Genomic DNA, 22,506 nt, shown 5'->3' with positions numbered 1-22,506 from the left:
CAGGGGGGTGTCCTTCTCTTCCGTGGTGGTGGGTCAGACGCCGAGACGGCGCATGAAGTCGTCGGGGATGACGTAGTCGTCGCGGTTCAGCTCGGAGATCGAGGACTTGCTCAGCCCGATGAGGCTCGAGTCGAGTCCGGAACGCATGATGTCGAGGACGTTCTCCACTCCCGCCTGGCCGTTGGCCCCGAGCCCCCACAGGTACGCGCGACCGATCATCACGGCCCGGGCACCGAGCGCGAGTGCCTTGGCCACGTCCGAACCGCGACGGATGCCGCCGTCGAGCAGGACCTCTACCTGATCGCCCACCTCGTCGGCGATCGGCGCGAGGCACCGGATGGACGCCGGGGTGGCGTCGAGGTTGTTGCCGCCGTGGTTGGAGACGGAGATCGCGGTGACCCCGGCGTCGACGGCCCGCTTGGCGTCGTCGACCCGGGTGATGCCCTTGAGCATGACCGGTCCGTCGTAGTTCTCCACGACCCAGGCGATGTCCTCCCACGTGGCCGGCGGGGTGCCCATCCACTCGCCGTAGGCACCGAAGAACGTCGGGCCCATCTCGCCCTTGCCCACCAGGTTGGGGGTCGTCAGATCGGGGAACCGCTTGTTGACCACCACGTCGCGGGCCCATTCGGCGGCCCAGCGGGGACGCACGGCGATCTGCGGGGCGAGGGTGATCATGGCCCTGGCGTCGAGCTTCTCCGGGATGGCCGGGCTGCCCCAGTCACGGCCCATCGAGAACGACCAGTCGGTGGTGAGGATGACGCCCGCCGCCCCGGCGGCCTTGGCGCGCTCCAGCCGCTCCAGCACCTTCTCCTTGCCGCCGAGCCAGTACACCTGGAAGAAGGTCTGCGGGTTGGCCGCGATGACCTCCTCAATCGGCTTGGACGCGAACGAGCTCAGTCCCATCGCCGTGCCGCGGGCGGCCGCGGCGCGGGCCACGTCCACCTCGCCGTCCGGCGTGACGGCCTGGACGCCGGTCGGCGAGATCATCACCGGCAGGCTGATGGGCTGGCCCATCACCGTGGTGGCCATCTCGCGGTCCTGCTTGGCGCCGATCACGTGGGGCTTGGGCTCGAGCTCGGTGAAGGCGTCCATGTTGTCGCGGATGGTCACCCCCGCTTCGCTTCCGCCGACGAGCGCCATGTACACGCTCTTGGGCAGCTTCTTCTTCGCGCGGCGCTGGGCCTCCGCGACCGACTCGAACCACGGGTTCTGGCGCCAGGGGTTGGCCTCGGCGATCTTCGACAGGCGGGACACGGTGGTGGGTGCTCCTTCTAGGGGGTTCGTCCGGTCTTGCGGGGTTGGTCCGGGCCAGCGGGGTTCGTCCGGGCGGGCCGGTTTCAGATCGGGGACTCGTCGCACAGGCTGGTGGGCCGGCGCGGTGGTGTCGTGACGAGGGTCAGCGGCACCGGGCCGGTGGGCTGCTTACGCGCCGCGAGTCCCATGGGCCGGGTGTGGTCCTGCGACGGGTCGGGGATGCTGCGCTCAGCCGCGAGCAGTCCCTCTCCGTACCCCTGGACGCACTCGGGGTCCGGGCCGTCCATCGGCAGCCCGGTGAAGAACTTGGCCGCCATGCAGCCACCCCGGCAACTGTCATAGAAGTCGCAGGACGCACACGCCCCGGCCGACTGCGGCTCGCGCAGCTCACGGAACAACTCCGAGGTCTGCCACACCGTCTCGAACCCGCCGTCGGCGACGACGTTGCCGGCGAGGAACTCCTCGTGGATGGCGAACGGACAGGCGTAGACGTCGCCGATCGGGTCGATCAGGCACACCACACGGCCGGCACCGCACAGGTTGAGCCCGGGAAGCGAGCCCTGGCCTTCACCGAACGCCGAGAGGTGGAAGAAGCTGTCACCCGTGAGCACGTCGGAGCCGTTCGCGACCAGCCAGTCGTACAGGTCCCTCTGCTGCTCGGGCAGCGGGTGCAGGTCGTCCCACACGTCGGCGCCGCGGCCCGACGGGCGCAGGCGGGTGATGCGCAGGGTCGCGTCGTACTTGTCGGCCAGCGCCTTGAACTCGTCCAGCTGGGTGACGTTCTCGCGCGTCACCACCACCGAGATCTTGGCGTCGGTGAAGCCGGCGTCCTTGAGGTTCTGCAGCGCACGGCAGGCCATGTCGAAGGACCCCGGGCCGCGGACCGCGTCGTTGACCTCCGCGGTCGCACCGTCGATGGAGATCTGGACGTCCACGTAGTCGCTCGCGGCCAGGCGCCTGGCGACCTTCTCGTCGATACGGACACCGTTGGTGGAGAACTTCACGCCCACCTGGTGGCTGGTGGCGTAGTCGACCAGCTCCCAGAAATCGGAGCGGACCGTGGGCTCGCCTCCGCCGATGTTGACGTAGAAGACCTGCATCTTCTGCAGCTCGTCGATGATCGCCTTGCACTGCTCGGTGCTGAGCTCGCGCGGGTCACGGCGACCGGAGGAGCTCAGGCAGTGCACGCAGGCGAGGTTGCAGGCGTAGGTGAGTTCCCAGGTCAGGCAGATCGGCGCGTCGAGCCCGCGCTCGAACTGGTCGACGAGGCGGCCGACGGGCGCCGGGACGGGACGGTCGAGCATGCTGGTCATGAGGTCTCCTCGATCATGCGCGAGGCGGCGAGCTGGCCGAGCGCGTGCAGGTACAGCCGCGCTGTCGCCGGATCATCGATCGACACCCCGGCGGCGGCACAGGCGGCGCGCGCAGTGGGGTGGTCGGCGAGGGTGCGGACCACCTCGACGATAGTCGGCGACTTGAGGAAGCTGAGCTTGCGGGTGTGGAAGTGGTAGAGCAGTGCCCCGAACGGCTCGGGCCGGAGCGCCACCCCGGGGTGCAGGCGCCAGCCGGCGTCGAGGTCGAATTCCGCCGGGGCGGCTGACTGCTCGGCGTCGGCCGGCGCTGCTGCGGAGGTCATCTCAGTAGACCCCACACATGCCGTCGATGGAGACCTCCTCGATGAGGGCCTCCTCCAGCACGACCTCGGTGTTCTGCGTGTTCTCCATGACGTGTCCTCTCGTCTGGCACTCCGGCGACATCCCACCGGTTTCCGGTGAGATCTGCATCATATTGGCACTTAGTGCCAGTGGCAAGGGTCACTCATCTAGGCTCTCGTGTCATGGGAATGCCGGAACTGCCCGGAACCGGGACACGGCCCCCGGGACGTCGGCCGTCGACCACGCGCGCCTCCATCGTCGACGTGGCCCTCGACCTGTTCGCCCGGCAGGGCTACGACGCGACCAGCGTCGACCAGATCGCCGAGGCCGCGCACATCTCCCGCCGCACGCTGTTCCGCTATTTCCCCGGCAAGGCCGCCATCGCCTGGGGCGAGTTCGACGAGCAGATCGACCTCATGCTGGAGTACCTCGCCGACGTGCCCGAGCAGACGCCACTGCGCGACGCCCTCGCCGACGCACTCATCGCGTTCAACACGTTCCCCCGCGAGCAGACGGAGGCGCACCGACTACGGATGCGCCTCCTGCTCGGCGTGGACGAACTGCAGGCGCACTCGACCCTCGTGTACGCCGACTGGCGCCGGGCCGTGGCCGGGTTCGTCGCCGCCAGGCTCGGCCAGGCGGTGGACGATCTCGTGCCCGCCGCGACCGCGCACGCCGCGCTGGGGATCGGGCTGTCGGCCTACCGCCTGTGGGTGGCCGAGCCCGGAGCCGACCAGGATCGCCTCCACGAGCTCCTGCGTCACGGGACACAGATCCTCGCCCGAGAGGACGCGTTCGAGCCCAGTGGGCGACCGCGCTGAACTTACCGGCGGGTAACCTCGTCGTCGTGACCGACTCCGACACCTCCCCCACCCACCACGCCGACACCTCCACCTACCGGCTGTGGAAGACCGCCACCCGGCTCCCGTTCGGCTCCCGCCTGTTCAGCGCGGCGGTGAGCCTCAAGGCCCCGTACTTCCGCACGGCGTACCCGCACGTCGTCGAACTCCGACCGGGCCGCTGCGTCGTCCGCGGACCCGGCTGGTGGGGCAACCGCAACCACATCGGCACCTTCCACGTGATCGCGGCGTGCAACCTCGCCGAGATGGCCATGGGCATGCTCGCCGAGGCCACGGTTCCCACCACCCACCGATGGATCCCCGTCGGGATGAACGTGCGCTACCCCGCCATGTCGACCGGCGGCATGACCGTCACCGCCGAGTGGACGGACATGCCGGACTTCTCGACTTTCACCAGCGGACAGGACGTCGAGGTCCCGCTGACGTTCGTCGACGACGCCGGGGTCGAGCCCATCACCGGCTCGATCACCATCCGCGTCTCGCCCGGGAAGAAGCGCTGAGACGGTACCGGCTCTCCCGTCGGCGGGCTCGTCGGCGGGCTGACCGGCGCGCTAATCGCGGGTGCGGGCGTCGAAGGCCTTGATCGCTATCGGGGCGATCACCACCGTCAGGCCGACGATCCACAACAGTGACGCCAGCACCGGGTGCTGCAACGGCAGGGCGGCGTCCGGACCGACCGCCGGAGCGTTCCCCCAGAGCTCACGCATCGCCTGCACGACCGAGGAGAGCGGGTTCCACTCCGCGATCGCCCGCAACCACACGGGCATCGACTCCGGCGGGGCGAAGGTGTTGGCGACGAACGTGATGGGGAACGTCGTGGTGAACATGACGCCGTTCACCGCCTCGATCGTCTTGAGCCTCGAGCCCACGACGATGCCGATCCAGATCATGACGAAGCCGAAGCCCAGCAGGATGAGGTACCCCAGCAGCGCGTCGAGGAGCCCGCTGCGGATCCTCCACCCCACGATGAGGCCCGTCAGCGACATGACGACCACGCCGATCGAGGAGTGGATGAGGCTGGACGCACTGCGCGCGATGAGGATCGACGATCGCTGGATGGGCAGCGTCCGGAAGCGGTCGATGATCCCCTTGTTGAGGTCGTTGCACAGCCCGGAGGCCACGACGAACGACGAGAACGCCATGGTCTGCGCCATGATCCCCGGCAGCAGCCACTCCCGGTAGTCCCCGCTGCCCGCCACGGCGATCGCACCGCCGAAGACGAACGCGAACAGCAGGACGAACATCACCGGCTGGATGGTGACGTCGGCGAGGTTCTCCGGCTGGCGCCTGATGTGGAAGAGGTTGCGGCGCACCAGCGCGGAGATCTGCCGGCCGAACGAGGGCCCGTCGGGACGGACCGGGACGGAGAAGTGCTCCCGCTCGGGGGACGTGGTGGCGGGGTCGGCGACGGTGCTCATACCCGGGTCTCCTGATCGGTGGTGTCGGTCTGCGGGTCCTCCGCTTTGCGGCCCGTGAGGGAGAGGAAGACGTCGTCGAGGCTCGGCCGTTGCAGGCCGATGTCGTCGAGCTCGATACCCGCCTCGGTGAAGTCCGCCGCGATCGCGGCCAGGGCCGAGACCCCCTCCGACGGCGCGGTGAGACGGCGCGCGTCCCGGTCGACGTGCAGATCCTCGATGCGCCCCGCCAGGACGCGGGCGGCCTCGTCCACGTCGTCCGGTCGGGACACCGTGACCACCAGGCTCGCCGCGCCCGAACGGTCCTTGAGCTGCAACGGCGTCCCGTCGGCGATGACGCTGCCGTGGTCGATGACGATCACCCGGTCGGCCAGCTGGTCGGCCTCGTCGAGGTACTGCGTGGTCAGCAGCAACGTCGTGCCGTCCCGCACGAGGCCCCGCAGGACGTCCCATAGTTCATTGCGCGACCGCGGGTCGAGCCCCGTGGTCGGCTCGTCCAGGAACAACACGGGCGGGGCGGCGACGAGGCTCGCCGCGAGGTCGAGCCGACGCCGCATTCCGCCGGAGTAGCTCTTCGCGACCCTGGTGGCGGCGTCGGCCAGGGAGAACTTCTCGAGCAGTTCGTCCGCGCGCGCCTTGACCGCCCTCTTGGGCAGGCCGTAGAGGTCGCCGATGAGGCGGAGGTTCTCGCGCCCGGTGAGCAACTCGTCCACCGTCGCCGACTGGGCCGTCAGCCCCATCGCCTTGCGGACCTGCGCCGGCTCACGCAGCACATCGTGCCCGGCGACCCGGGCGGTTCCCGAGGTCGGCGGGCTCAGCGTGGTCATCATCCGGATGGTGGTCGTCTTGCCGGAGCCGTTGGGGCCGAGCAGCCCGAGGACGGTTCCGGTGGGGACCGTGAACGAGATGTCGTCCACGGCGGTGAAATCACCGAAGCGCTTCACGAGGTGCTCTGCTTCTATCGCAGGCGCGGAGGAGGATCGGGTGCTCACCTAGAAAGGGTGTCCCCCGCCCGCGTCCGAGTCAACACTCACCGCTCGCTTTGCGGACAGTTCCTGTCAGCAATGGGCTCCGGCGGGCCCCGGAGCGGATGCCGACGGACGCCTGCCGACCTACCGTGGGGAGTATGCCGCGCATCACAGTGACCTCCGTCCACGTCGACGACCAGACCCGCGCACTGGCCTTCTACACAGAGGTCCTGGGCTTCGTGATCAAGCACGATCTCCCGGCCGGGGACTTCCGCTGGCTGACGGTGGTGGACCCGGGCGACCCGGGTGGCACGCAGCTGCTGCTCGAGCCCGACCAGCACCCGGCGGCGCGCGCGTACGCCACCGCCCTGCACGCCGACGGCATCCCGGCCGCGCAGTTCGAGGTGGACGACATCCACCGGGCCCACGACGAACTGAAGGAGCGGGGCGCCCGGATCGTGCAACCCCCCACCGAGATGGGCCCGGTGTGGGCACTGGTCCTCGACGACACCTGCGGCAACCTGATCCAGCTGGTCACCGCACCCGCGATGTGAGAGTCGTTCCCGCATGCGCCCGCCGGGGGCGCCCGGCGTATCGTGGGGAGGTTGCCAGCGCGATCGTCGCCGCCTCACGACCAAAGGATGACCGGAACCCATGAGCCCCATGTCGACCATCCCACCGACCATCGCCCGTTCGTGGCTGCTGCTGCCCGCGGACAAGTCTGAGCGCTTCGACGCCGCCGTCAACTCGGAGATGGACGTGGTGGTCCTCGACGTGGAAGACGGGTGTCGGCAGTCCGAGAAGGAACGGGCCCGTCGTGAGGTCCGTCAGTGGCTCGAGGCCGGGAACCACGCGTGGATCCGCATCAACGACGTCCGGTCCCCCGAATGGGAGAAGGACCTCATGGCGCTCGGGCACTGCCCCGGGCTGGACGGCGTGATGCTGGCCAAGACCGAGAACGCCGAGCACGTCTCCCTCACTGCCGCGCGTCTGGCCGAGAACACCCCGATCGTCGCGCTGGTGGAGTCGGCCGACGGTCTCGCCCAGGCCGCCGAGATCGCCAAGTCCGAGCAGGTGGTGCGGCTGGCGTTCGGCGTCGGTGACTTCCGTCGCGACACGGGCATCGGGTCGTCGCAGATCGCACTGGCGTACACGCGCTCGCAGTTCGTGGTGGCCAGCCGGATCGCGCGCGTGGCCCCGCCCATCGACGGGCCGACCATCTCCAATGACACGCAGGTCCTCAAGGACGCCGCCGAGCACGCGGTCGAGATGGGCATGACCGGCAAGCTGTGCCTCCGCGTGGACCAGGCGCCCTACATCAACGAGGTTCTCTCCCCCTCCGCGGCCGACGTCTCGTGGGCCGAGTCCGTGATCGATGAGCTCGGTCCCGGCGGTGAGCGCGCCCGCGACGGCGCCGACCTGCCGCGCCTGGCCCGGGCCCAGAAGATCGCGCGACTCGCGCAGGCGTACGCCGGGGCTCGCTGACGCGACCTCGCGCGCGAACAGGGCCCCGGCTGCGTTGTGCAGCCGGGGCCCTGTCGTCGTTCGCGGGGTGGGCGTGTTGCCGGGTCAGTGCACCCGCTGGAGCCGGACGTTGGCGAACTCGGTCAGTCCCCAGCGGCCGAGCTCGCGGCCGTAGCCCGAACGCTTGACGCCGCCGAACGGCAGGCCGGGCATCGTCGTGCCGTGTTCGTTGACGTAGGCCATCCCCACCTCGAGCCGCTCGGCCACCTCGGAGGCGCGGTCGACGTCGGTTCCCCACACCGAGCCGGACAGACCGAACGGGGTGTCGTTGGCGATCCGCACGGCCTCGTCGACGGAGTCGTAGCCGTACACCATGGCGACGGGGCCGAAGATCTCCTCGCGGTAGGCGTCCATCTCCGGGGTGATGTCGGTGAGGACGGCGGGCTGCATGAATGCGCCGGGGCGATCGATCGCCGCGCCGCCCGTGACGAGCGTCGCCCCCTGCTCCGCGGCGCGCTGGACCTGTTCGACCACGCCGTCGCGCGCGTCCTCGGAGGACAGCGGGCCCAGCTCGGTGCCCTCGTCGGCGGCGGGCCCGACGGCCAGTTCCTCGTAGAGGTTCTTCAGCCGCCCGACGAAGTCGTCCTTCATCTGCGCGGGCACGAAGATCCGCTTGGGCGAGTTGCAGGCCTGCCCGCAGTTCGACAGCCGCGCCCGGCCCACGGTCTCGACCAGTTCGTCGAGGTCGTCGGCGTCCAGGACGACGAGCGGGTCCGAGCCGCCGAGCTCCAGGACGCTGGGCTTGAGGTTCTTCGCGGCGACGGTGGCCACCGCGGCGCCGGCGCCCTCGCTGCCGGTGAGGGAGACGCCCTTGATCCTGGGGTCGGCGATCATCTCGGCCACCGTGTCACTGGAGGCGTACACGTTGACGTAGGCGTCCTCGGGGAGGCCGGCTCCGCGCTGGACCTTCTCGATCGCCGCCGACGAGCGGGCGCAGATGCTCGCGTGCTTGAGCACGATGGTGTTGCCCAGCAGCAGGTTGGGCGCCGCGAACCGGGCCACCTGGTAGTAGGGGTAGTTCCACGGCATGATGCCGACCAGCGGGCCGACCGGCTCGTAGGTCACCCGGTTGAGGCGGGCGTCCGGCACATCGAGGGTGTCGGACTCGAGCAGCGCGGGACCGTGCTCGCCGTACCAGCGGTAGATCGACGCCGCGAGGGCCACCTCGCCGCGGGCCTGCGCGGGGAGCTTGCCCATCTCGGTGGTGATCGCCTTGCCGAGCTCCTCTTGGTGCTCCTCGAAGGCGTCGGCGATCGCCAGGAGGATCCGTGCCCGCTCGGACACCTCCGTCGCGCGCCAGGCGGTGAACCCCTCGGTGACGGTGCTCAGGATGGCGTCGACGTCCTCGGTCTGCTCGTACTCGCGGTCGGTCCGGCCGGTCGACGGATCGTGCGTGACGTACATGCGGTCCCCCTTCGTGTGGCGTTCTCCACGTGGCGTTCACCGGGATCGTTCCCGGGTCGTGCCGCGACGGTAGGACGCCCGCGGGCCGGACGCATCCGGTCGACACGCCACGACCCCGCCGTCGTCGCGGGACGTCGGCGGGGTCGGGGCGCCCGTCGAGCCGGTTCAGCCCCAGCCCTGGGCGGCGCGACGATCGGCGTCGGCCATACCCTGATTGCCCTGGCCGGCTGCGCGGGAGATCTCGGCGAGCATCGACTGGAGCGCGGCCGCGGCCTGATCCCAGTCGTTCTGGTGCGCCTGGTAGGCGACGGCGGCGTCGCCCTCCCACTCGGCGACCAGCGGTGCGAGGTAGGCCTTGAGATCGTCGAGAGTGGTGCGCAGGTTGACCGAGGCCTGCGTGACCTGGCCGACGAGTGCCTCGATCGGGCCGTGGTTGTAGGTGATCTGTCCTGAGGTCATGGGGGTACCCTTCCGGTGCTGGCGGTGCTGGCGGTGCTGGTGGTCAGAGGTTGAGAGGCCCGGCGGCGCCGGCGCGGTTGATGAGCGCGGCCGAATCCTGGTCCGCTGCGTCGAACGATGTGCTGTTGGTGCGCATCGTCTCCGAGATCCCCGCCAGCGCGGTGTTGAGCTTGGTGCTCTGCTGCTGCCATTCGGTCATGATCTGGGTGAAGCGGGCCTGCGCGGCGCCCCTCCACACCGAGCCGCCGAGTTGGGACACCGAGTCCCGCACGGTGCCGAGCAGGCGGTCGATCTCCAGGTTCACGTCGTCGACCCTCCTGGCCGCGGTGTCCATGGTCCCGATGTGGGTGTTGAACCCGGTCATCTCGTCCTCCACTGTGGTCGGTGCGGAATCCCCTTCTGGGTCCGTCACAGTGTTCGACGCGCCCGTGGGGCGGTTCGGTTCCGCAGGATCGGTAAAAACTCGTCCGTCCCGCTCGTGTCCGGGCCGCCCGCGCGGTCCGGTCACGCGACCCGGTCACGCGGTCGCGTACAGGCGCCACGCCGCCTCGACCGGTGAGATCGCGGGGACCACGAAGGACAGCAGTCGGGCCCGGTCGCAGGCGTCCACGACGCGCTCGGCGAGGCGACCGCGCACCAGCACCTCGGTCGACCCGGTGCCCGCCTCACGCCGGCGACGGCGCACCTCGGCGACGGCGTCGAGGACCCGCGGCACCTCATCGTCGACCGCGGTGTCGCGACAGGGGTCCCGCCGGTGCACCACGGCCCGGTCGACGAGTACGAGTCCGCCACGGGTCCGCTCGACGAGTCCCACGGTGGTCCGCGTGTGGCAGGACTCCACACAGAGCGCCCACCGTGCGGAGGACGACGGCAGGGCCTCGGCGGTGACCAGCGCGGACCTGACCACGTGGGCGGTGACCCCCGCGCCGTGGGCGGCGCCGACGAGCCGCGTGGTGCGGCTGGTCCCCCAGTCGGTGGGTACGACCAGCACCACGGCGTCGCCCTCGCGGGCCCCTCCCCACCGCAGTGCCCGGGTCACGGGGGCACCGAGGAGTTCTGAGACCGGGACCGACAGGCCCGCGACCTCGACGCGGTCACGGTGGGCGTGCGCGACCGGATCGGCCAGGCAGCGGTCCGGGAAGCGGCCGGCGGCGACCTCCACGCGGGCGGAGCACTCGAGGCGATCGCCCCCCGGCGGGAGCGCCGAGCCGTCCAACCCGGCGAGCACCGATGCCGGAGCGACCACCGGGGACAGCACCGCGGAGGCGGACGCCGCCGCCACCGTCAGCCCCGAGCAGGACAGGTCGACGGCCAGGGTCGCCGCCCGCGTGTCGGTCACACCTCGCCGCCCTGTCCCGGCTCGGACAGGGCGGTCTGCACCAGCCGGACGCCGCCGTCGCGGGTGATGAGTCGGCCCCGGCCCGCCGGCAGCGGCCCCGGCCGGATACCGCCGAGCAGTGGGCCCTCCTCCCGACTGCCGGACATGAGGAACCCGGCCCCGCCGAGATCCCGGATGCGGGCGACGAACGGGTCGAACATCGCCCGCGACGCCCCGGCGCTGCGCCGTGCCAGGACCACCGTCAGACCGATGTCGCGGGCGTGGGGCAGGAACCGGGTGAGCGGTTGCAGCGGGTTGCCCCCGCCGGTGATGACCAGATCGAGGTCGTCGACGAGCAGGTGGATCCGCGGGCCGCTCCACCACGACCGCGCCCGCAGTTCCTCCGGGGTGACGTCGGCGCCCGGCATGCGCTCGTCGAGGACGCGGACGAGGTGCTCGACCATCGGGGCCAGGGCGGTCTCGGTGGGCGCGTACCCCGCGAGGTGGTCTCCCTTGATCTCGCCGAGCATGGTGCGTCGGTAGTCGACCACGATGAGTCTGGCGTGCTCGGGGCCGTTTCCGGCTACCAGTCCGCGAGCCAGCGAGCGCAGCAGCGAGGTCTTGCCGCATTCGGAGTCACCGAGTACCAGCATCAGCGGGTCGCCCTCGAGGTCGGCGTAGACCGCCGTGAGGTCGGCCTCGTCCACCCCGAGCGGGACCCGGGTGCGGCGTCCGTCCGGGCCGGGGCGCGACAGACTCGCCAGCTGCGAGTACGGGAGCACCTCCGGCAGCATCCGGACCGGCGCCGCGGCGACGTCGCCCACCCGCGCCCGCCACCTGCGCGCGAGATGGCGGGACGCCTCGGCGGTCGCGTCGGCCATGCCGTCCGCGTCGACCCGCCCGTCGAGGCGGGGCTGGTGGACGAGCATGTGGTGACGGTCCGGCGTGAGCCCGCGGCCCGGGGCGGCGGGCACGGTCATCGCGGCCCGCCGATCGATCATCGAGTCGGTGGGATCCCCCAGTCGCAGTTCGACCCGGGTGCCGAGGGCGTCACGCAACGCCGGTCGGAGGTCCGCCCACCGGGACGCGGACAGCACCACGTGGATCCCGTAGGACAGCCCGTCCGCGGCCAGCCCCAGCACGGTCTGCTCGAGATCCTCGAACTCGGTGCGCAGGGCCTGCCAGCCGTCGATCACCAGGAGCACGTCGGGGTACTCCGCCACAGGGCGGCCGTCCCGGTCGACCACCCGGCGCCGCGCCTGGTCGACGGAGGCCACGCCGTCCTCGCGGAACGCGGTCTCGCGGCGACGGCGCTCGGCGTCCACCTCGGCGATCGTGCGGCGGATCTTCTCGTCCTCACCACGACGGGCGACCCCGCCGACGTGGGGCAGGTCCGCGACCGACTGCAGCGCCCCGCCACCCAGGTCCACGACGTACACCGACAGGCGGCCGGGGTCGTTCGTGGCCGCCGCGGACAGCACGAGCGTGCACAGCGTGGTCGACTTGCCGGATCGCGTCCCGCCCACCACGGCGACGTTGCCGTCCGCCCCGGAGAGGTCCGCGTGCCAGATGGCGCGGCGCTGTTCGAACGGCAGGTCCACCTCGGCCAGCGGGAACCTCAGGCGGGCCGGCCGACCGGCCGTCGGGGTCGCTCCGGAGCCCTCGGGTCCGGCCCCGGCGCGCTCGTCCGTCGGTTCGGTACCTACCGCGGCGTCGAGCGGCGCCCCCTCCCCGAGCGGCGCCAGCCACACCTCGTGCGCGGGCCTGCCGTGCCCGGCGAGTCGCCCCACCAGGACCTCGAGGAGGCTCGCGGACCCGTCGGCGGGCCCCTCGTCCGCGGCGCCGGAGGACGGGCGGGCCTCGTCGTCGTCGACCCCGGACGCCGCCGGAGTAGGGGCCGGCACGGGCATGTACCAGGACGTGAACGGGCGGACCGCCGCGCGGGCGACCGGTGCGGCCACCGACGACCCGTCGAGTCGACGGTCCTTCCGGTACGGCCCGGAGACGTAGGCGGCGTCGAAGCGCACCGGGTCGCCGGCGTCCACTTTGAGGTACCCGGCGCCCGGGGTGGCGGGGAGGTGGTAGGCATCGGTGACCCCGAGAACCGTGCGCGACTCGGTGGCGGAGAACGTCTTGAGCGCGATCCGGTAGGACAGGTGGCTGTCCAACCCGCGCAGCCGCCCCTCCTCGAGCCGCTGCGACGCGAGAAGCAGGTGGATGTGCAGGCTGCGGCCCAGGCGACCGATGGTGAGGAACAGTTCCGCGAACTCGGGTTTGGACGACAGGAGTTCCGAGAACTCGTCGACCACGATCACCAGCGCCGGGAGCGGTTCGAGCGGGGCTCCTTTGGCACGGGCGGCCTCGTACTGGCCGACGCCTCCGTAGTTGCCCGCGGCACGCAGCACCTCCTGGCGGCGGGTGAGCTCGCCCTCGAGCGCGTCGCGCATCCGGTCGACCATGGTGATCTCGGCCTGGAGGTTGGTGATGACGGCGGCGACGTGCGCCAGCGACTCCAGCCCGAGGAACGTGGCACCGCCCTTGAAGTCCACCAGGACGAGGTTGAGCGAGTCCGGGTCGTGGGTGGCGACCAGGCCCAGCACGAGGGTGCGCAGGAACTCGGACTTCCCCGAACCCGTCGCGCCGATGCACAGACCGTGCGGTCCCATGCCTCCGTGCGCGGCCTCCTTGAGGTCCAACTCGACGGGGGCACCGTCCGGGCTGACCCCCACCGGCACGCGCAGCCGGTCGCGTTCGCCGCGCCGCCGCCACGCCACCGCGGGATCGACCTGAGTGGCCACGCCGATGCCCAGCAGGTCCGGAAGCCCGGGCGCGCGGCGGGTCGTGGTGGAGCCGTCGGCGTGGGTCACCGTGTCGGCGGGTCGGTACCGGGACAGGGCCATGGCCAACCGCTCGGCCTCCGGCGGGCTCATCGCGTCGACCCGGGCGATGTCCTCGTCCCCGGCCTCGCTGCGCACGCGGGCCACGCGGTCGTCGTCGACCCGGATGCACAGGCCGCGGCGCAGCGCGAGGTCGCGCAGTTGCCCCGCGCGGCTGCCGGAGACCTCGAGCACCGTGACCCCGTCCAGTCCGTCCTCCGCCAGGAGACGTTCCGCGCCGGTGACGCCCACACCGTCGACGACGACGACGAGGTGCGCCCGTCCCGGCACGACCGGGGCACTCGGTGAGAACGCCGAACGGTCGGAGATGCCCGTTCCCAGCATCGACTCCGCCCCGGCGAGAGAGAACTCGGTGAGCCGGACCCGACCACCGCCGTCGGTGTAGTCGGGGTGTTCGTGGTGCGGGAGCCATTTGAGCCACTCCCAGGCCTGACGGGCGTCGCCCTCGCTCGCGGCCACCGCGACCCGGACCCTGTCGGGCCCGTGGGCCACGACGAGCCCGGCGATCATCGCGCGTACCGCGGAACGCACCACCTCCACCTCACCGTCGAGCGACAGCGCGGCGAACGCGCGCAGCTCCAGCGCCACGGGCAGGTCGTCGACCACCGAGTGCACGCGGACGAAGCGGCGCATGCTCACCACCGAGACCGGCTCCAGGTCGTCGACCGGGCCGGTGTCGGGCGCGTCCACCCGGGTCGCCAGTGCCTGACGGCCCGGGCCCACCCGGATGGTGAGGTCCTCGGGATCCGACTCGTCGCGTTCCCACATCCGGGGCGTGCCCACCAACGCGGGCAGCTCCACCGGATCCGGGTGACGCCACAGGGCGGCGGCGCGCTGGGCGGATGCGGTCGCGCGCACGGTGTCGCGGGTCTGGCCGAGATAGCGCAGGTAGTCCTTCCGCAGTTCGTCGGTCTCGGCGGTCTTGTTACCGCCGCTCAGAGTCCCCGCGAGCATGCCGACGGCGGAGACCGCCATCATCACCGGGAAGAGCATGAACATGGGATTGCGCATCATGCCGGTCCGCATCATCACCACGACCATCCCGCCCACGGCCACCACCAGCACGATCGGCAGGATGATCTGGACGAGGGGCCGGGGCGTGGGCCGGGGCAGGGCGGGCGGTGCCTGCAGCGCCAGCTCCCCACCGGGCATCGGCGGCGCGTCGAGCTTCTCCGCGCGGGTGAACACCACATCACCCATGAACGTCACCCGTGCACGTCACCAGTGATCGATCCCTTCGCTCCCGCCGGGTGTGACCCCGCCGCCGGGAGATGGCGTCCCCACGAGCGCCCGTCCGACCCGACAATATCGGCGTATCGGAAGGCGATGTTAGGGCAGTACACGTCCTGGCGGGGACACCATCCGGGCGGGATCGGGAGGATCTGGAGTGTCGCAACGTAGTGGGATCCGGGAGGTCGCGGCGGGCGTCGATCCCCTGGACCAGCGTCGGGTGTCGATCGTGTGCCGTTCCACCCGGGTGGACCTGAGTCTGCCCGCCCACCTCGCATTGGTCGCGGTGATCCCGGAGGTCGTGGACCTGATCCGGGAGCACATCCGCGCGGTCGCCGGTCCGGCCTCCGGCGTCGATGTCGACGCCCGGATGGGCGGTGACACCGGCGGGTCCTGGCAGCTCTCCCGACTCGCCGGCGGGCCCCTGGCGGTCTCGGAGACGCTCGCGCAGCAGCGGGTGCACGACGGGGAGATCCTCGTCCTCGACCACCGCCCCGTCCCCACGCCGGCGCCGCTCTTCGACGACGTCCTGCAGGGTCTCACCGAACCGGACGTGGCTCGCTCCCCCACCTGGGACCGGCGCGACGCGGTCACCACCGCGACCGCGACGGCGGCGGTGGCGGCGGCGGCGGCCACGGTGGCGTTGGTGCGCCAGTGGACGACCGGAGGCGGGCCCGCGGTCCCCCTGGTCGCGCTCCTGGCCGCCCTGCTCGGCCTGGCGGCCGTGGTGGCTCTGCGCCGCACCCCGGCGCCCGGCGCGGCCCACGCGGTCGCGGGGGCGTGCGCGGTCGGGTTCACCGTGCTGGCCGGCGCCACCGTCGGGGGCCCGCCCGGCGGGGCCGGCCACCTCGTGGGCGGGCTGACCGCCGGAGCGGTCCTCGCGGGCGTCCTCCGGTGGACCGTGTTCCGCCCGGGTCCGCACACGTACGCCACGGGCGCCGGTTACCTGGCCGCGGCCGTCTCACTGGCGGCCGGGGCGGTCGGCTCGACGGTGGTCGCCACGACCCGCGTCCCGGCCGCGGCGGCGGGAGCCGGGGCCGTCCTCGTCGCGCTCGTGTTGCTCACCGCCGCGCCGCGGATCGCGGTCTGGGCCGCCCGGATCCCCATCCCGCCCGTGCCCGCCCCCGGCGAGGACGTCGAGGCCGGGGACCTCGAGGAGATCGACCACGACGTGCGGGACCGGGCCGGCGGGCCCCTGCCGACCCCGGACGTGCTGCGGCACCGGTTCCACACCTCGCGCTCATGGCTCACCGGCCTGCTGGCGGCGGCGGGGGCGGTCTGCACCATCGGGTCGCTCACGTCCCTGACCGGGAACGCCGGTGCGACCCGCTGGGCGGCACCGCTCGCATTGGTCCTCATCGTCGTCCTGGTGCTGCGCGGCCTCGGCTACGCGGACCGCGTACACACCGCCGTGCTGCTCGCGTCCGCGCTCGTCCTCACCGCCGGGGTACTGGTGGGCGCGGGGATCACCGTCGCGTCCCCGGTGGGCGTGGTGGTGCCGGCGGCCGTCGCGGTGGCGGCGGCGGTCGTGGTGGCCGCCTCGGTGGTACCCCACGTCGACCTCTCGCCCGCCGCCCTGCGGGCCGTGGGCGTGATCGAGGCGATCGGGATCTGCGTGGTCGTCCCCCTCGCCGTGGGCGCGATGGAGGTCTACTCGCTCGTCCGGCAGCGATGAGGATCCGACGCACCTCCGACACGAGCGGGGGCGGGCCCGGGTCCCGCGCCGCGCACAGTGCAGCCGCGCCCGGGGCCGCCGCCGTACTGCTGGTCGCCGTCCTCGCCGGGCAGCTCTCCGGGGCGCCCGTCGCGGCCGCACTGGAGCCCCCGGCGATCGATGGACCGGTCCCGGCGGCCACCGGGCTCGACGCCGGCCCCCTGCGCCTGGACGGCCCCTGCCGGACCACCGCGGCCTTCCTCGATCCCGGGGTGTCGCCCCCGTCCGCCACGGCGGCCGAGCTGGGCGGGGCCTGGATCCACGGCCGCGGCGAGGGGCAGGTCGTGGCCGTGATCGACACCGGCGTCAACCCCGGTCCACGCCTTCCCCGGGTACGGGGCGCCGGCGACGTGGTCCCCGGTCGCGACGGCACCGAGGACTGCGACGCACACGGCACCCTGGTGGCGGGAGTGCTCGCCGCCACCGAGGACGAGACCGGACACTCGGGGGTCGCGCCCGGGGTCGAGATCGTCTCCATCCGCCAGTCCAGCAGCGTTCTGCGCCCCGAGGCCCGTGACCGGAGCCGCGGACCGGACGGCCCGACCGTCGGTGCCGGGGTCGGCACGCTGTCCTCCCTGGCCCGCGCGATCCGGGCCGCCGTCGATGCGGGCGCGGACGTCATCAACATCTCCGAGGTGGCGTGCGTGCCGGCCGGCACGGTGCTCGCCGACGCGACCCTCGGCGGCGCGATCCGCTATGCCGCCGTGGACCACGACGTGGTGCTGGTCGCCGCCGCCGGCAACGTCGGCGACGCGTGCGGGGACCAGAACCCCGGTGCCGCCGACCCCTCGGTTCCGGGCGACGACGGCTGGGGCGACGTGGTCACCGTCGCCTCCCCCGCCTGGTACGACGAGCACGTCCTCACCGTCGCCGGCGTCGACGCCGACGGCGCCCCCGCCGACTTCTCCCTGCGCGGCCCGTGGGTGGACGTCGCCGCGCCGGCAGTGGGCCTGCGGTCCGTCGGTGCGGACGGGGCCGGGGTGTCCGACGTCGTGGTGGCCGGGGACGGGTCGCGCACGCCCGTCACCGGGACCAGCTTCGCCGCGCCGTTCGTCGCCGGCACCGCCGCGTTGGTCCGGCAGGCCCACCCCGGGCTCACGGCACGCCAGGTGATCGCGCGGATCGAGAACACCGCGATCCCCGCCGCCGGCGGGCACGACTTCGCGGTGGGGCACGGAGTGGTCGACCCCGTGGCGGCGGTGACGGGGGTTCGCAGGATCGGACGCCCCGCGCCCGCGACCACCGCGATCGCCGCACCCCCGGCCGAGCCGGGCCCTCCGGGTGCCGGCGTCGGCGCGGCCGTGGCGGCGGGTTCTCTCGCTCTGGGAACGATCGCCCTCGTCGTCGTCCTACTCCGGCCCCGCGACGACCGGGACACCCGGGCCTGACCCCGCGGGTCACCCGGCCGCGGTGGCCTGTCCCACGACCTCCGCGTCGACACCGTCGCGAGCGACCAGCGCCGCCCCGCGATCCAGGCGCGGCCCGGCCGGGAGCCGGTCGAGGACACCCCCGTCCACCGGCACCGGCGTCCCGCCCAGTCCCAGCATGGCGGCGGTCGGGGCGTCGGGGACGTCGAACCTCACGCCGGTGTCGGAGACGATGGTCGTCACGGCACTGCGTGTGGTCGTGCCGCGGCCCGTCGCCGCCACCAGTAGCCCGCCACCCGGGATTCCCACCGCGTCCACCGCGGGCCCGCCCCCGTCGGCCCCGGCCACCTCCCGCACGTCGCCCGGGCCCGGGGCGGTCGCCCCCGCCACGAGCGTGACGCGACGCGTGGCGGAGTCCCTGCCGCCCCCGTCGCGGACGCACAGCACCGGTGAGCCGGCGGTGTCCAACACCGTCGGGCGCCGGCCCGGGAACGCCTCGGTGTCCAGCGCGACCGACCTCGGCACACCCATTCGGTCCGGCGGCACCCTGACGACCGACCCGACCGTCGACGTCGACCGGATGACGTCCGCCAGCACGGGCCCCACCTCCTGTACCCCGTCCGCCAGAGCCACGTGGGTGCGCGTGCCGGTGGCCGTGTCGACGGTGAACACCTGCCCGATCCGGAGCCCGTCCAGGCCGTAGTCCACCGGCTCACCGGCCATGTCGATCACCGGGCGACGCACCGGGTCGACCTCGGGCAGCGGATCCACCAGCGCCGCCGTGACCGGGCGCGGGTCGACCCCGGCCAGGCCGAGGATCGACAGCAGGTCCCCGTCCTCCAGATCGATCCGCGCGCGGGTGCCGTCGCGCAACAGCCAGCCGGTCCCGTCCTGATCGGCCAACACGACCTCGTCGGCGCCCGTGTCCCGGCCCGGCCCGGCCTCCTCGCGGGCGACGATGCTCGTGGCCGTGACGCGCGGGCGTCCGCGCTCGGCGTCGGCCACCTCGTCACACACCGTCCACGACACGGCGGCCGCGGCACCGGCGTCGCGGTGGGCGGGCAACGCGGACGGTGCCCCGGGGATGCCGAGCAGTCCGCCCCGCGGCGTGCCCGCGACGTCGGAGTCGCGCACGGTGCGGGGCTCCGCGGGCTCACCCAGAACGAGCCGCGCCGACGCGAGATTGTGGACGGGGTGGACGGTCTCGCCGGCGCGGACGTACATCTGACCGGAGTCCCGTCCCACCATGATCGTCGTGGCGCCGACGTCCGGGGCGGGGTCGAGCAGCGCCAGCACCGCGGCCCCGGCGACCCCGATGACGGCGCCGACCACACCCACCGTCAGTCCGGTGGTCTGGCGTTTGAGGGGGTCGTGCAGCATCCGGACATCGCGGGCGACCACGGCATGCCGGGCCCGGCGGGTGAGGAAACGGTGTCCGTCCACCTGCGCCCTGGTCGTCGGTTTGAGCGGCACGGCCCCGGCTCCCTCCCCCGATGTGACACCACCGCGACCGGGGGCACCGGGGGTAGGGTACGCCACGATCCGGCCCCCGTGGCCGGTCTTCCGAGGCCGCCGACCGGGCGCGGCCGGGGTGTCGCGGGCGTCGCGGAGGGGCGGGGATATGACGGCGGTTCCGACCTTCGCGGGACTGTCGGCCGTCCTCCTCACGACACTCGTGCTCACCGTGGTGTGTCCGCCGTCCTGGCAACCATGGGTGCAGTTCCTCGTGGCCGCGCTGGTGGCCGCCGTGATCACCGCGCGGCGCGCTGGGCGGCCACTGGTGGCGCGCGAGCGGGCCCCGCGGCGGCGGTCCGTGGACGTGGTGGACCTCGTCGCCCCCGACCGATCGACCGTTGGGTGCGTCGAGGGTGACCGGGTCGTCACCACGGCCGTCGAGATCTCGGCTGGCGCGCTCGTGGCCACCGAGGTGGGGCACGACGACCCGGCCGACCACCGCGGCGTCCGCCTGCCCCTGGCCGTCGTGGCGCGACAACTCGACCAGGGTGGGGTGGTCCTGGAGGGGATCGACGTGGTGGTCGACGGTCGCCGTGCGGCGGACGGCGACGACGGCGAGGTCTACGACTCCCTGGTCGGGCCGCTGGCTCTGATCTCGCACCGGCGCGTGCACCTCCTGGTGCGGTTCGATCTGGCCCGGCTGGCGACGGGGACGGGTTCTGCCTCGTGGACCGCGGGAGCGGGCGCCTTGCTGGAGCAGGTGGTCGCGGTGGCCACGGAGCGGCTGCGGCGCGCACTGGTCCACCACGGGGTGCCGTGCCGCGTCCTCGACGCCGCCGAGCTCGCCGAGGTCTACCTGGACGCCGAGGCCGACCCGGGGCCCGGGACGGGGCTGGTGGTCCGGCCGTCGGCGGATCCACGGGCCGTGATCGACGGGCTCACCGCCGTCCGGGCGGCCCGCCTCACCGAGGTCGTCCGGTTGCGACGGGTGGAGGGGCGCGACGACGTGGTGGACATGGTCACCACGGTGGGCCTGGCCGGGGTGTCGGAGCGGGGGGTGGCGGGTGGGATCCCGCCGACCGCCACCGCCGCCTGCCACCCGCTCCCGTCGGGGCGGGTGTCGCCCGTACCCGGCGAGACCCTGCCCGATGCGATCGCCGGATCCCTCGCCCGGCGGGCGGTCGACGATCTCTCCGACCTCGCTCCGCCCGCCCACGGCTGCGGCCAGATCCTCGGCGCGACCCGCACCGGCGCCGCAGCCGCCATCCAGCTCGCCGGCCCCCACCTGCGGTCGGTGCTGCTCGCCGCCCGGCCCGCCGTCTGCCGGCAGGTCGCGTTCCGTGCGGTCGCGGCCGGGTACCGGGTGGCCGTGGTGACCGATGTCCCCGACCGGTGGAGCCCGCTGACCGCGATCGGTGACGAGACCCGCTACCGGATCGTCGACCCCGATTCCTCCGACGTGGGTGCCCCTGTCGACGCCGTGATGTGGGACGTCGACGGCCCGCTGACGGAGGGCAGGATCGACGCGCTCGCCGGGCCGGGCGGCCCGGATGTCACCCCGCCCACCGTCATCCGGGTGGACGCCGACTGGGAGCTGCGCGGCACCAGCCGCCTGTCCTCGGCCGCCGCGACACCCGATCTCGTCCTGGACGGTCGGATCGACGGGTGGATCTCCGTGGAGCCGCGGGACGGCGAACCCCGCCGCGTCTCGGTCGTGGCGGGGCCGGGCGAGGACCCGTTCGTCGGGCCGCTCGCGTCACCGGACGGTAGCGCGACAGACGGTCTCACACCCTCAGGTGCTGCACCTTCCGCCACCCCGGATCATCGGTGACGGTGACGGACACCTCGCCCTGGTCCCACCCGGACGCGGCCACCCGCAGCTGCTCGTGCGCCGGGGTGGTGGAGTCCACGTAGAAGTGCAGGAGGCGACGGCCGTCGCAGCTCTCCGCTCCGACGCATTCCCCGTTGCCCTCGAGGCGCTCGACCAGGTGGTCCTCCAGGTCCCGTAGGCCCGGCAGGGACAGGGACCCGGGCAACCCGCCGTCCTCTACATCCGTATACGGGACGTGGACCGCGACGTGGCGGTCGAACTCCGGCGCCGACAGCGCGACCAGCGGGACCCGGACCACGGCCACGAGCGGTCCGCGGCCCGTCTCCCCGTGGAGGATCTGCCACGCCGGGTCGCCCAGCTCATCGGTGTTGTCCGCCGCGAGCTCGCAGAGGATCTCCGGCAGTTCCCAGAGCGGGACCGCCTCGATGCCGGGCGCGGTGGCGTTGGCCCGGATCAGTCCGACCCAGGTCTCCACCTGCTCCTCTCCGCACAGCGCGTCCAGCAGCAGGTATGCGGCGATCCCCAGGTCCGCGCCGGACAGCCCGGTGAACGCCGGGTGGTGCACGGTGACGTCGGCGCGGGACAGGCCCAGGTCCACCACCACCTCCGCCTGGTCGAAATCCAGCCGGTGGTCCCGGAAGTACATCGCGCAGCCCCGCACGGGCTCGCGCAGGTCGGCGAAGGACCACGACTCATCGGCGTCCGGCGCCGCCGCCAGCCACCGGCGCGCGGCACCACGCAGCTCGGGGACCCCGGCCGCGGTAACGGTGAGGCGGTGCGGTCCGCCCTCACGAGCCGGGACGAACTCCCACGACAGTCGCGGGTCGATGGCCTCGATGAGCGAGGTGATCTCCGGAACCACCCGGCGGGCGTCACCCGAGTCGAGCGCTGCCGTCGCGCGGCGCCTGCCGCCCTCGGCCCACCATCGCCAGAAGGTGGTCACGGCCCGGTCCGACCGCAGCCGGGCCGTCTCGACACGGACGCCGGAGAAGTCCAGCGACCGCGAGAGCTGCCGGGGTCGCGCCGCTCGAATCGCCATCTGTTCTCCTCCCGTCACCGCGGTCCTCGTGAACATGTCTCCACCCCAGTATCCGGATAACCCGACGATCGTGCCCGCGCCGACACACCCGCCGGGTGCCGAGCGGGCACTCC

General features: G+C 72.9%; 20 protein-coding genes. 7 read left to right on the top strand and 13 right to left on the bottom strand.

Annotation, left to right across the window (positions count from 1 at the left end):
- Positions 1-33: 33 nt before the first annotated feature.
- The 4 genes from mftD to mftA form a co-directional block, all read right to left on the bottom strand.
- Entirely contained in the window at positions 34-1,257 is a 1,224-nt protein-coding gene (gene mftD, locus CK206_RS16725) for a pre-mycofactocin synthase MftD (protein WP_067716572.1), read from the bottom strand.
- 83 nt (positions 1,258-1,340) lie between these two features.
- Positions 1,341-2,570 (bottom strand): mycofactocin radical SAM maturase, encoded by a 1,230-nt coding sequence (gene mftC, locus CK206_RS16720; RefSeq protein WP_067716575.1) that lies wholly within the window; start codon positions 2,568-2,570, stop codon positions 1,341-1,343.
- Positions 2,567-2,893 carry a mycofactocin biosynthesis chaperone MftB gene (gene mftB / locus CK206_RS16715; RefSeq protein ID WP_067716578.1) on the bottom strand — a complete coding sequence of 109 codons (327 nt, stop codon included), beginning with the start codon at positions 2,891-2,893 and terminating at the stop codon, positions 2,567-2,569. Before mftB ends, mftC begins: the two co-directional genes overlap by 4 nt.
- Before the next feature lies 1 nt (position 2,894).
- Complete coding sequence (gene mftA / locus CK206_RS19730; RefSeq protein WP_067716580.1) at positions 2,895-2,981, bottom strand: mycofactocin precursor MftA; 87 nt, start codon at positions 2,979-2,981, stop codon at positions 2,895-2,897.
- Between the two features lie 113 nt (positions 2,982-3,094).
- Between mftA and mftR the strand changes: the two genes are divergently transcribed.
- Both mftR and CK206_RS16700 read left to right on the top strand, forming a co-directional pair.
- Positions 3,095-3,733 carry a mycofactocin system transcriptional regulator gene (mftR, locus tag CK206_RS16705; RefSeq protein ID WP_067716583.1) on the top strand — a complete coding sequence of 213 codons (639 nt, stop codon included), beginning with the start codon at positions 3,095-3,097 and terminating at the stop codon, positions 3,731-3,733.
- 26 nt (positions 3,734-3,759) lie between these two features.
- Entirely contained in the window at positions 3,760-4,272 is a 513-nt protein-coding gene (locus CK206_RS16700) for a hotdog fold domain-containing protein (protein ID WP_096907072.1), read from the top strand.
- A gap of 51 nt (positions 4,273-4,323) precedes the next feature.
- Here CK206_RS16700 and CK206_RS16695 read toward each other — a convergent pair whose 3' ends face one another.
- Both CK206_RS16695 and CK206_RS16690 read right to left on the bottom strand, forming a co-directional pair.
- Complete coding sequence (locus CK206_RS16695; protein ID WP_069390277.1) at positions 4,324-5,190, bottom strand: ABC transporter permease; 867 nt, start codon at positions 5,188-5,190, stop codon at positions 4,324-4,326.
- Positions 5,187-6,179, bottom strand: a complete 993-nt coding sequence (locus CK206_RS16690; RefSeq protein ID WP_069390276.1) for an ATP-binding cassette domain-containing protein — start codon at positions 6,177-6,179, stop codon at positions 5,187-5,189. Before CK206_RS16690 ends, CK206_RS16695 begins: the two co-directional genes overlap by 4 nt.
- Before the next feature lie 134 nt (positions 6,180-6,313).
- On the opposite strand from CK206_RS16690, the gene CK206_RS16685 reads away from it, so the two are divergent.
- Positions 6,314-6,709: a VOC family protein gene (locus CK206_RS16685; protein WP_069390275.1), complete on the top strand. Its 396-nt coding sequence runs from the start codon at positions 6,314-6,316 to the stop codon at positions 6,707-6,709.
- 109 nt (positions 6,710-6,818) lie between these two features.
- On the top strand, positions 6,819-7,640 hold the full coding sequence (locus tag CK206_RS16680; protein WP_082923926.1) for a CoA ester lyase: 822 nt from the start codon (positions 6,819-6,821) through the stop codon (positions 7,638-7,640).
- An 84-nt stretch (positions 7,641-7,724) separates the two neighbouring features.
- Here CK206_RS16680 and CK206_RS16675 read toward each other — a convergent pair whose 3' ends face one another.
- The 5 genes from CK206_RS16675 to eccCa all read right to left on the bottom strand — a co-directional run bounded on the left by CK206_RS16675 (position 7,725) and on the right by eccCa (position 14,957).
- Complete coding sequence (locus tag CK206_RS16675) at positions 7,725-9,083, bottom strand: NAD-dependent succinate-semialdehyde dehydrogenase (RefSeq protein WP_067716599.1); 1,359 nt, start codon at positions 9,081-9,083, stop codon at positions 7,725-7,727.
- Positions 9,084-9,248: 165 nt separating this feature from the next.
- Positions 9,249-9,542, bottom strand: coding sequence for a WXG100 family type VII secretion target (locus CK206_RS16670; protein ID WP_067716601.1), 294 nt, complete (start codon positions 9,540-9,542; stop codon positions 9,249-9,251).
- A 43-nt stretch (positions 9,543-9,585) separates the two neighbouring features.
- Complete coding sequence (locus CK206_RS16665; protein ID WP_067716986.1) at positions 9,586-9,906, bottom strand: WXG100 family type VII secretion target; 321 nt, start codon at positions 9,904-9,906, stop codon at positions 9,586-9,588.
- 153 nt (positions 9,907-10,059) lie between these two features.
- A complete protein-coding gene (locus tag CK206_RS16660; protein ID WP_067716604.1) occupies positions 10,060-10,881 on the bottom strand; it encodes a hypothetical protein in 822 nt (273 codons plus the stop codon).
- Positions 10,878-14,957, bottom strand: a complete 4,080-nt coding sequence (gene eccCa / locus CK206_RS16655) for a type VII secretion protein EccCa (protein ID WP_096907526.1) — start codon at positions 14,955-14,957, stop codon at positions 10,878-10,880. Before eccCa ends, CK206_RS16660 begins: the two co-directional genes overlap by 4 nt.
- Positions 14,958-15,144: 187 nt before the next feature.
- Between eccCa and eccD the strand changes: the two genes are divergently transcribed.
- Together eccD and mycP are read left to right on the top strand one after the other, a co-directional pair.
- On the top strand, positions 15,145-16,662 hold the full coding sequence (gene eccD, locus CK206_RS16650) for a type VII secretion integral membrane protein EccD (protein ID WP_096907071.1): 1,518 nt from the start codon (positions 15,145-15,147) through the stop codon (positions 16,660-16,662).
- Positions 16,659-18,089 carry a type VII secretion-associated serine protease mycosin gene (mycP, locus tag CK206_RS16645; RefSeq protein WP_082923927.1) on the top strand — a complete coding sequence of 477 codons (1,431 nt, stop codon included), beginning with the start codon at positions 16,659-16,661 and terminating at the stop codon, positions 18,087-18,089. Before eccD ends, mycP begins: the two co-directional genes overlap by 4 nt.
- Before the next feature lie 9 nt (positions 18,090-18,098).
- Here mycP and eccB read toward each other — a convergent pair whose 3' ends face one another.
- Positions 18,099-19,541, bottom strand: coding sequence for a type VII secretion protein EccB (eccB, locus tag CK206_RS16640; RefSeq protein WP_096907070.1), 1,443 nt, complete (start codon positions 19,539-19,541; stop codon positions 18,099-18,101).
- 148 nt (positions 19,542-19,689) lie between these two features.
- Between eccB and CK206_RS16635 the strand changes: the two genes are divergently transcribed.
- On the top strand, positions 19,690-21,354 hold the full coding sequence (locus tag CK206_RS16635; protein WP_096907069.1) for a type VII secretion protein EccE: 1,665 nt from the start codon (positions 19,690-19,692) through the stop codon (positions 21,352-21,354).
- On the opposite strand, the gene CK206_RS16630 is transcribed toward CK206_RS16635, so the two are convergent.
- Positions 21,308-22,393, bottom strand: coding sequence for a DUF695 domain-containing protein (locus CK206_RS16630; protein WP_096907068.1), 1,086 nt, complete (start codon positions 22,391-22,393; stop codon positions 21,308-21,310). The two genes, CK206_RS16635 and CK206_RS16630, sit on opposite strands and share 47 nt — an antisense overlap.
- Positions 22,394-22,506 lie beyond the last annotated feature (113 nt).

Origin of the sequence: Dietzia sp. WMMA184 (genome assembly GCF_002441635.1) — a bacterium.
Lineage (GTDB): Bacteria > Actinomycetota > Actinomycetes > Mycobacteriales > Mycobacteriaceae > Dietzia > Dietzia kunjamensis.
Note: the sequence above shows the minus strand (reverse complement) of the source record. Positions and strands in the feature narration are given on the sequence as shown.

Bases quoted from the DNA above. Each gene is read 5' to 3' on its own strand.
- mftC (WP_067716575.1), bottom strand. From the start codon at position 2,570: ATGACCAGCATGCTCGACCGTCCCGTCCCGGCGCCCGTCGGCCGCCTC.
- mftB (WP_067716578.1), bottom strand. From the start codon at position 2,893: ATGACCTCCGCAGCAGCGCCGGCCGACGCCGAGCAGTCAGCCGCCCCG.
- mftA (WP_067716580.1), bottom strand. From the start codon at position 2,981: ATGGAGAACACGCAGAACACCGAGGTCGTGCTGGAGGAGGCCCTCATC.
- mftR (WP_067716583.1), top strand. From the start codon at position 3,095: ATGGGAATGCCGGAACTGCCCGGAACCGGGACACGGCCCCCGGGACGT.
- CK206_RS16695 (WP_069390277.1), bottom strand. From the start codon at position 5,190: ATGAGCACCGTCGCCGACCCCGCCACCACGTCCCCCGAGCGGGAGCAC.
- CK206_RS16685 (WP_069390275.1), top strand. From the start codon at position 6,314: ATGCCGCGCATCACAGTGACCTCCGTCCACGTCGACGACCAGACCCGC.
- CK206_RS16680 (WP_082923926.1), top strand. From the start codon at position 6,819: ATGTCGACCATCCCACCGACCATCGCCCGTTCGTGGCTGCTGCTGCCC.
- CK206_RS16675 (WP_067716599.1), bottom strand. From the start codon at position 9,083: ATGTACGTCACGCACGATCCGTCGACCGGCCGGACCGACCGCGAGTAC.
- CK206_RS16670 (WP_067716601.1), bottom strand. From the start codon at position 9,542: ATGACCTCAGGACAGATCACCTACAACCACGGCCCGATCGAGGCACTC.
- CK206_RS16665 (WP_067716986.1), bottom strand. From the start codon at position 9,906: ATGACCGGGTTCAACACCCACATCGGGACCATGGACACCGCGGCCAGG.
- eccCa (WP_096907526.1), bottom strand. From the start codon at position 14,957: ATGGGTGATGTGGTGTTCACCCGCGCGGAGAAGCTCGACGCGCCGCCG.
- mycP (WP_082923927.1), top strand. From the start codon at position 16,659: ATGAGGATCCGACGCACCTCCGACACGAGCGGGGGCGGGCCCGGGTCC.
- CK206_RS16635 (WP_096907069.1), top strand. From the start codon at position 19,690: ATGACGGCGGTTCCGACCTTCGCGGGACTGTCGGCCGTCCTCCTCACG.
- CK206_RS16630 (WP_096907068.1), bottom strand. From the start codon at position 22,393: ATGGCGATTCGAGCGGCGCGACCCCGGCAGCTCTCGCGGTCGCTGGAC.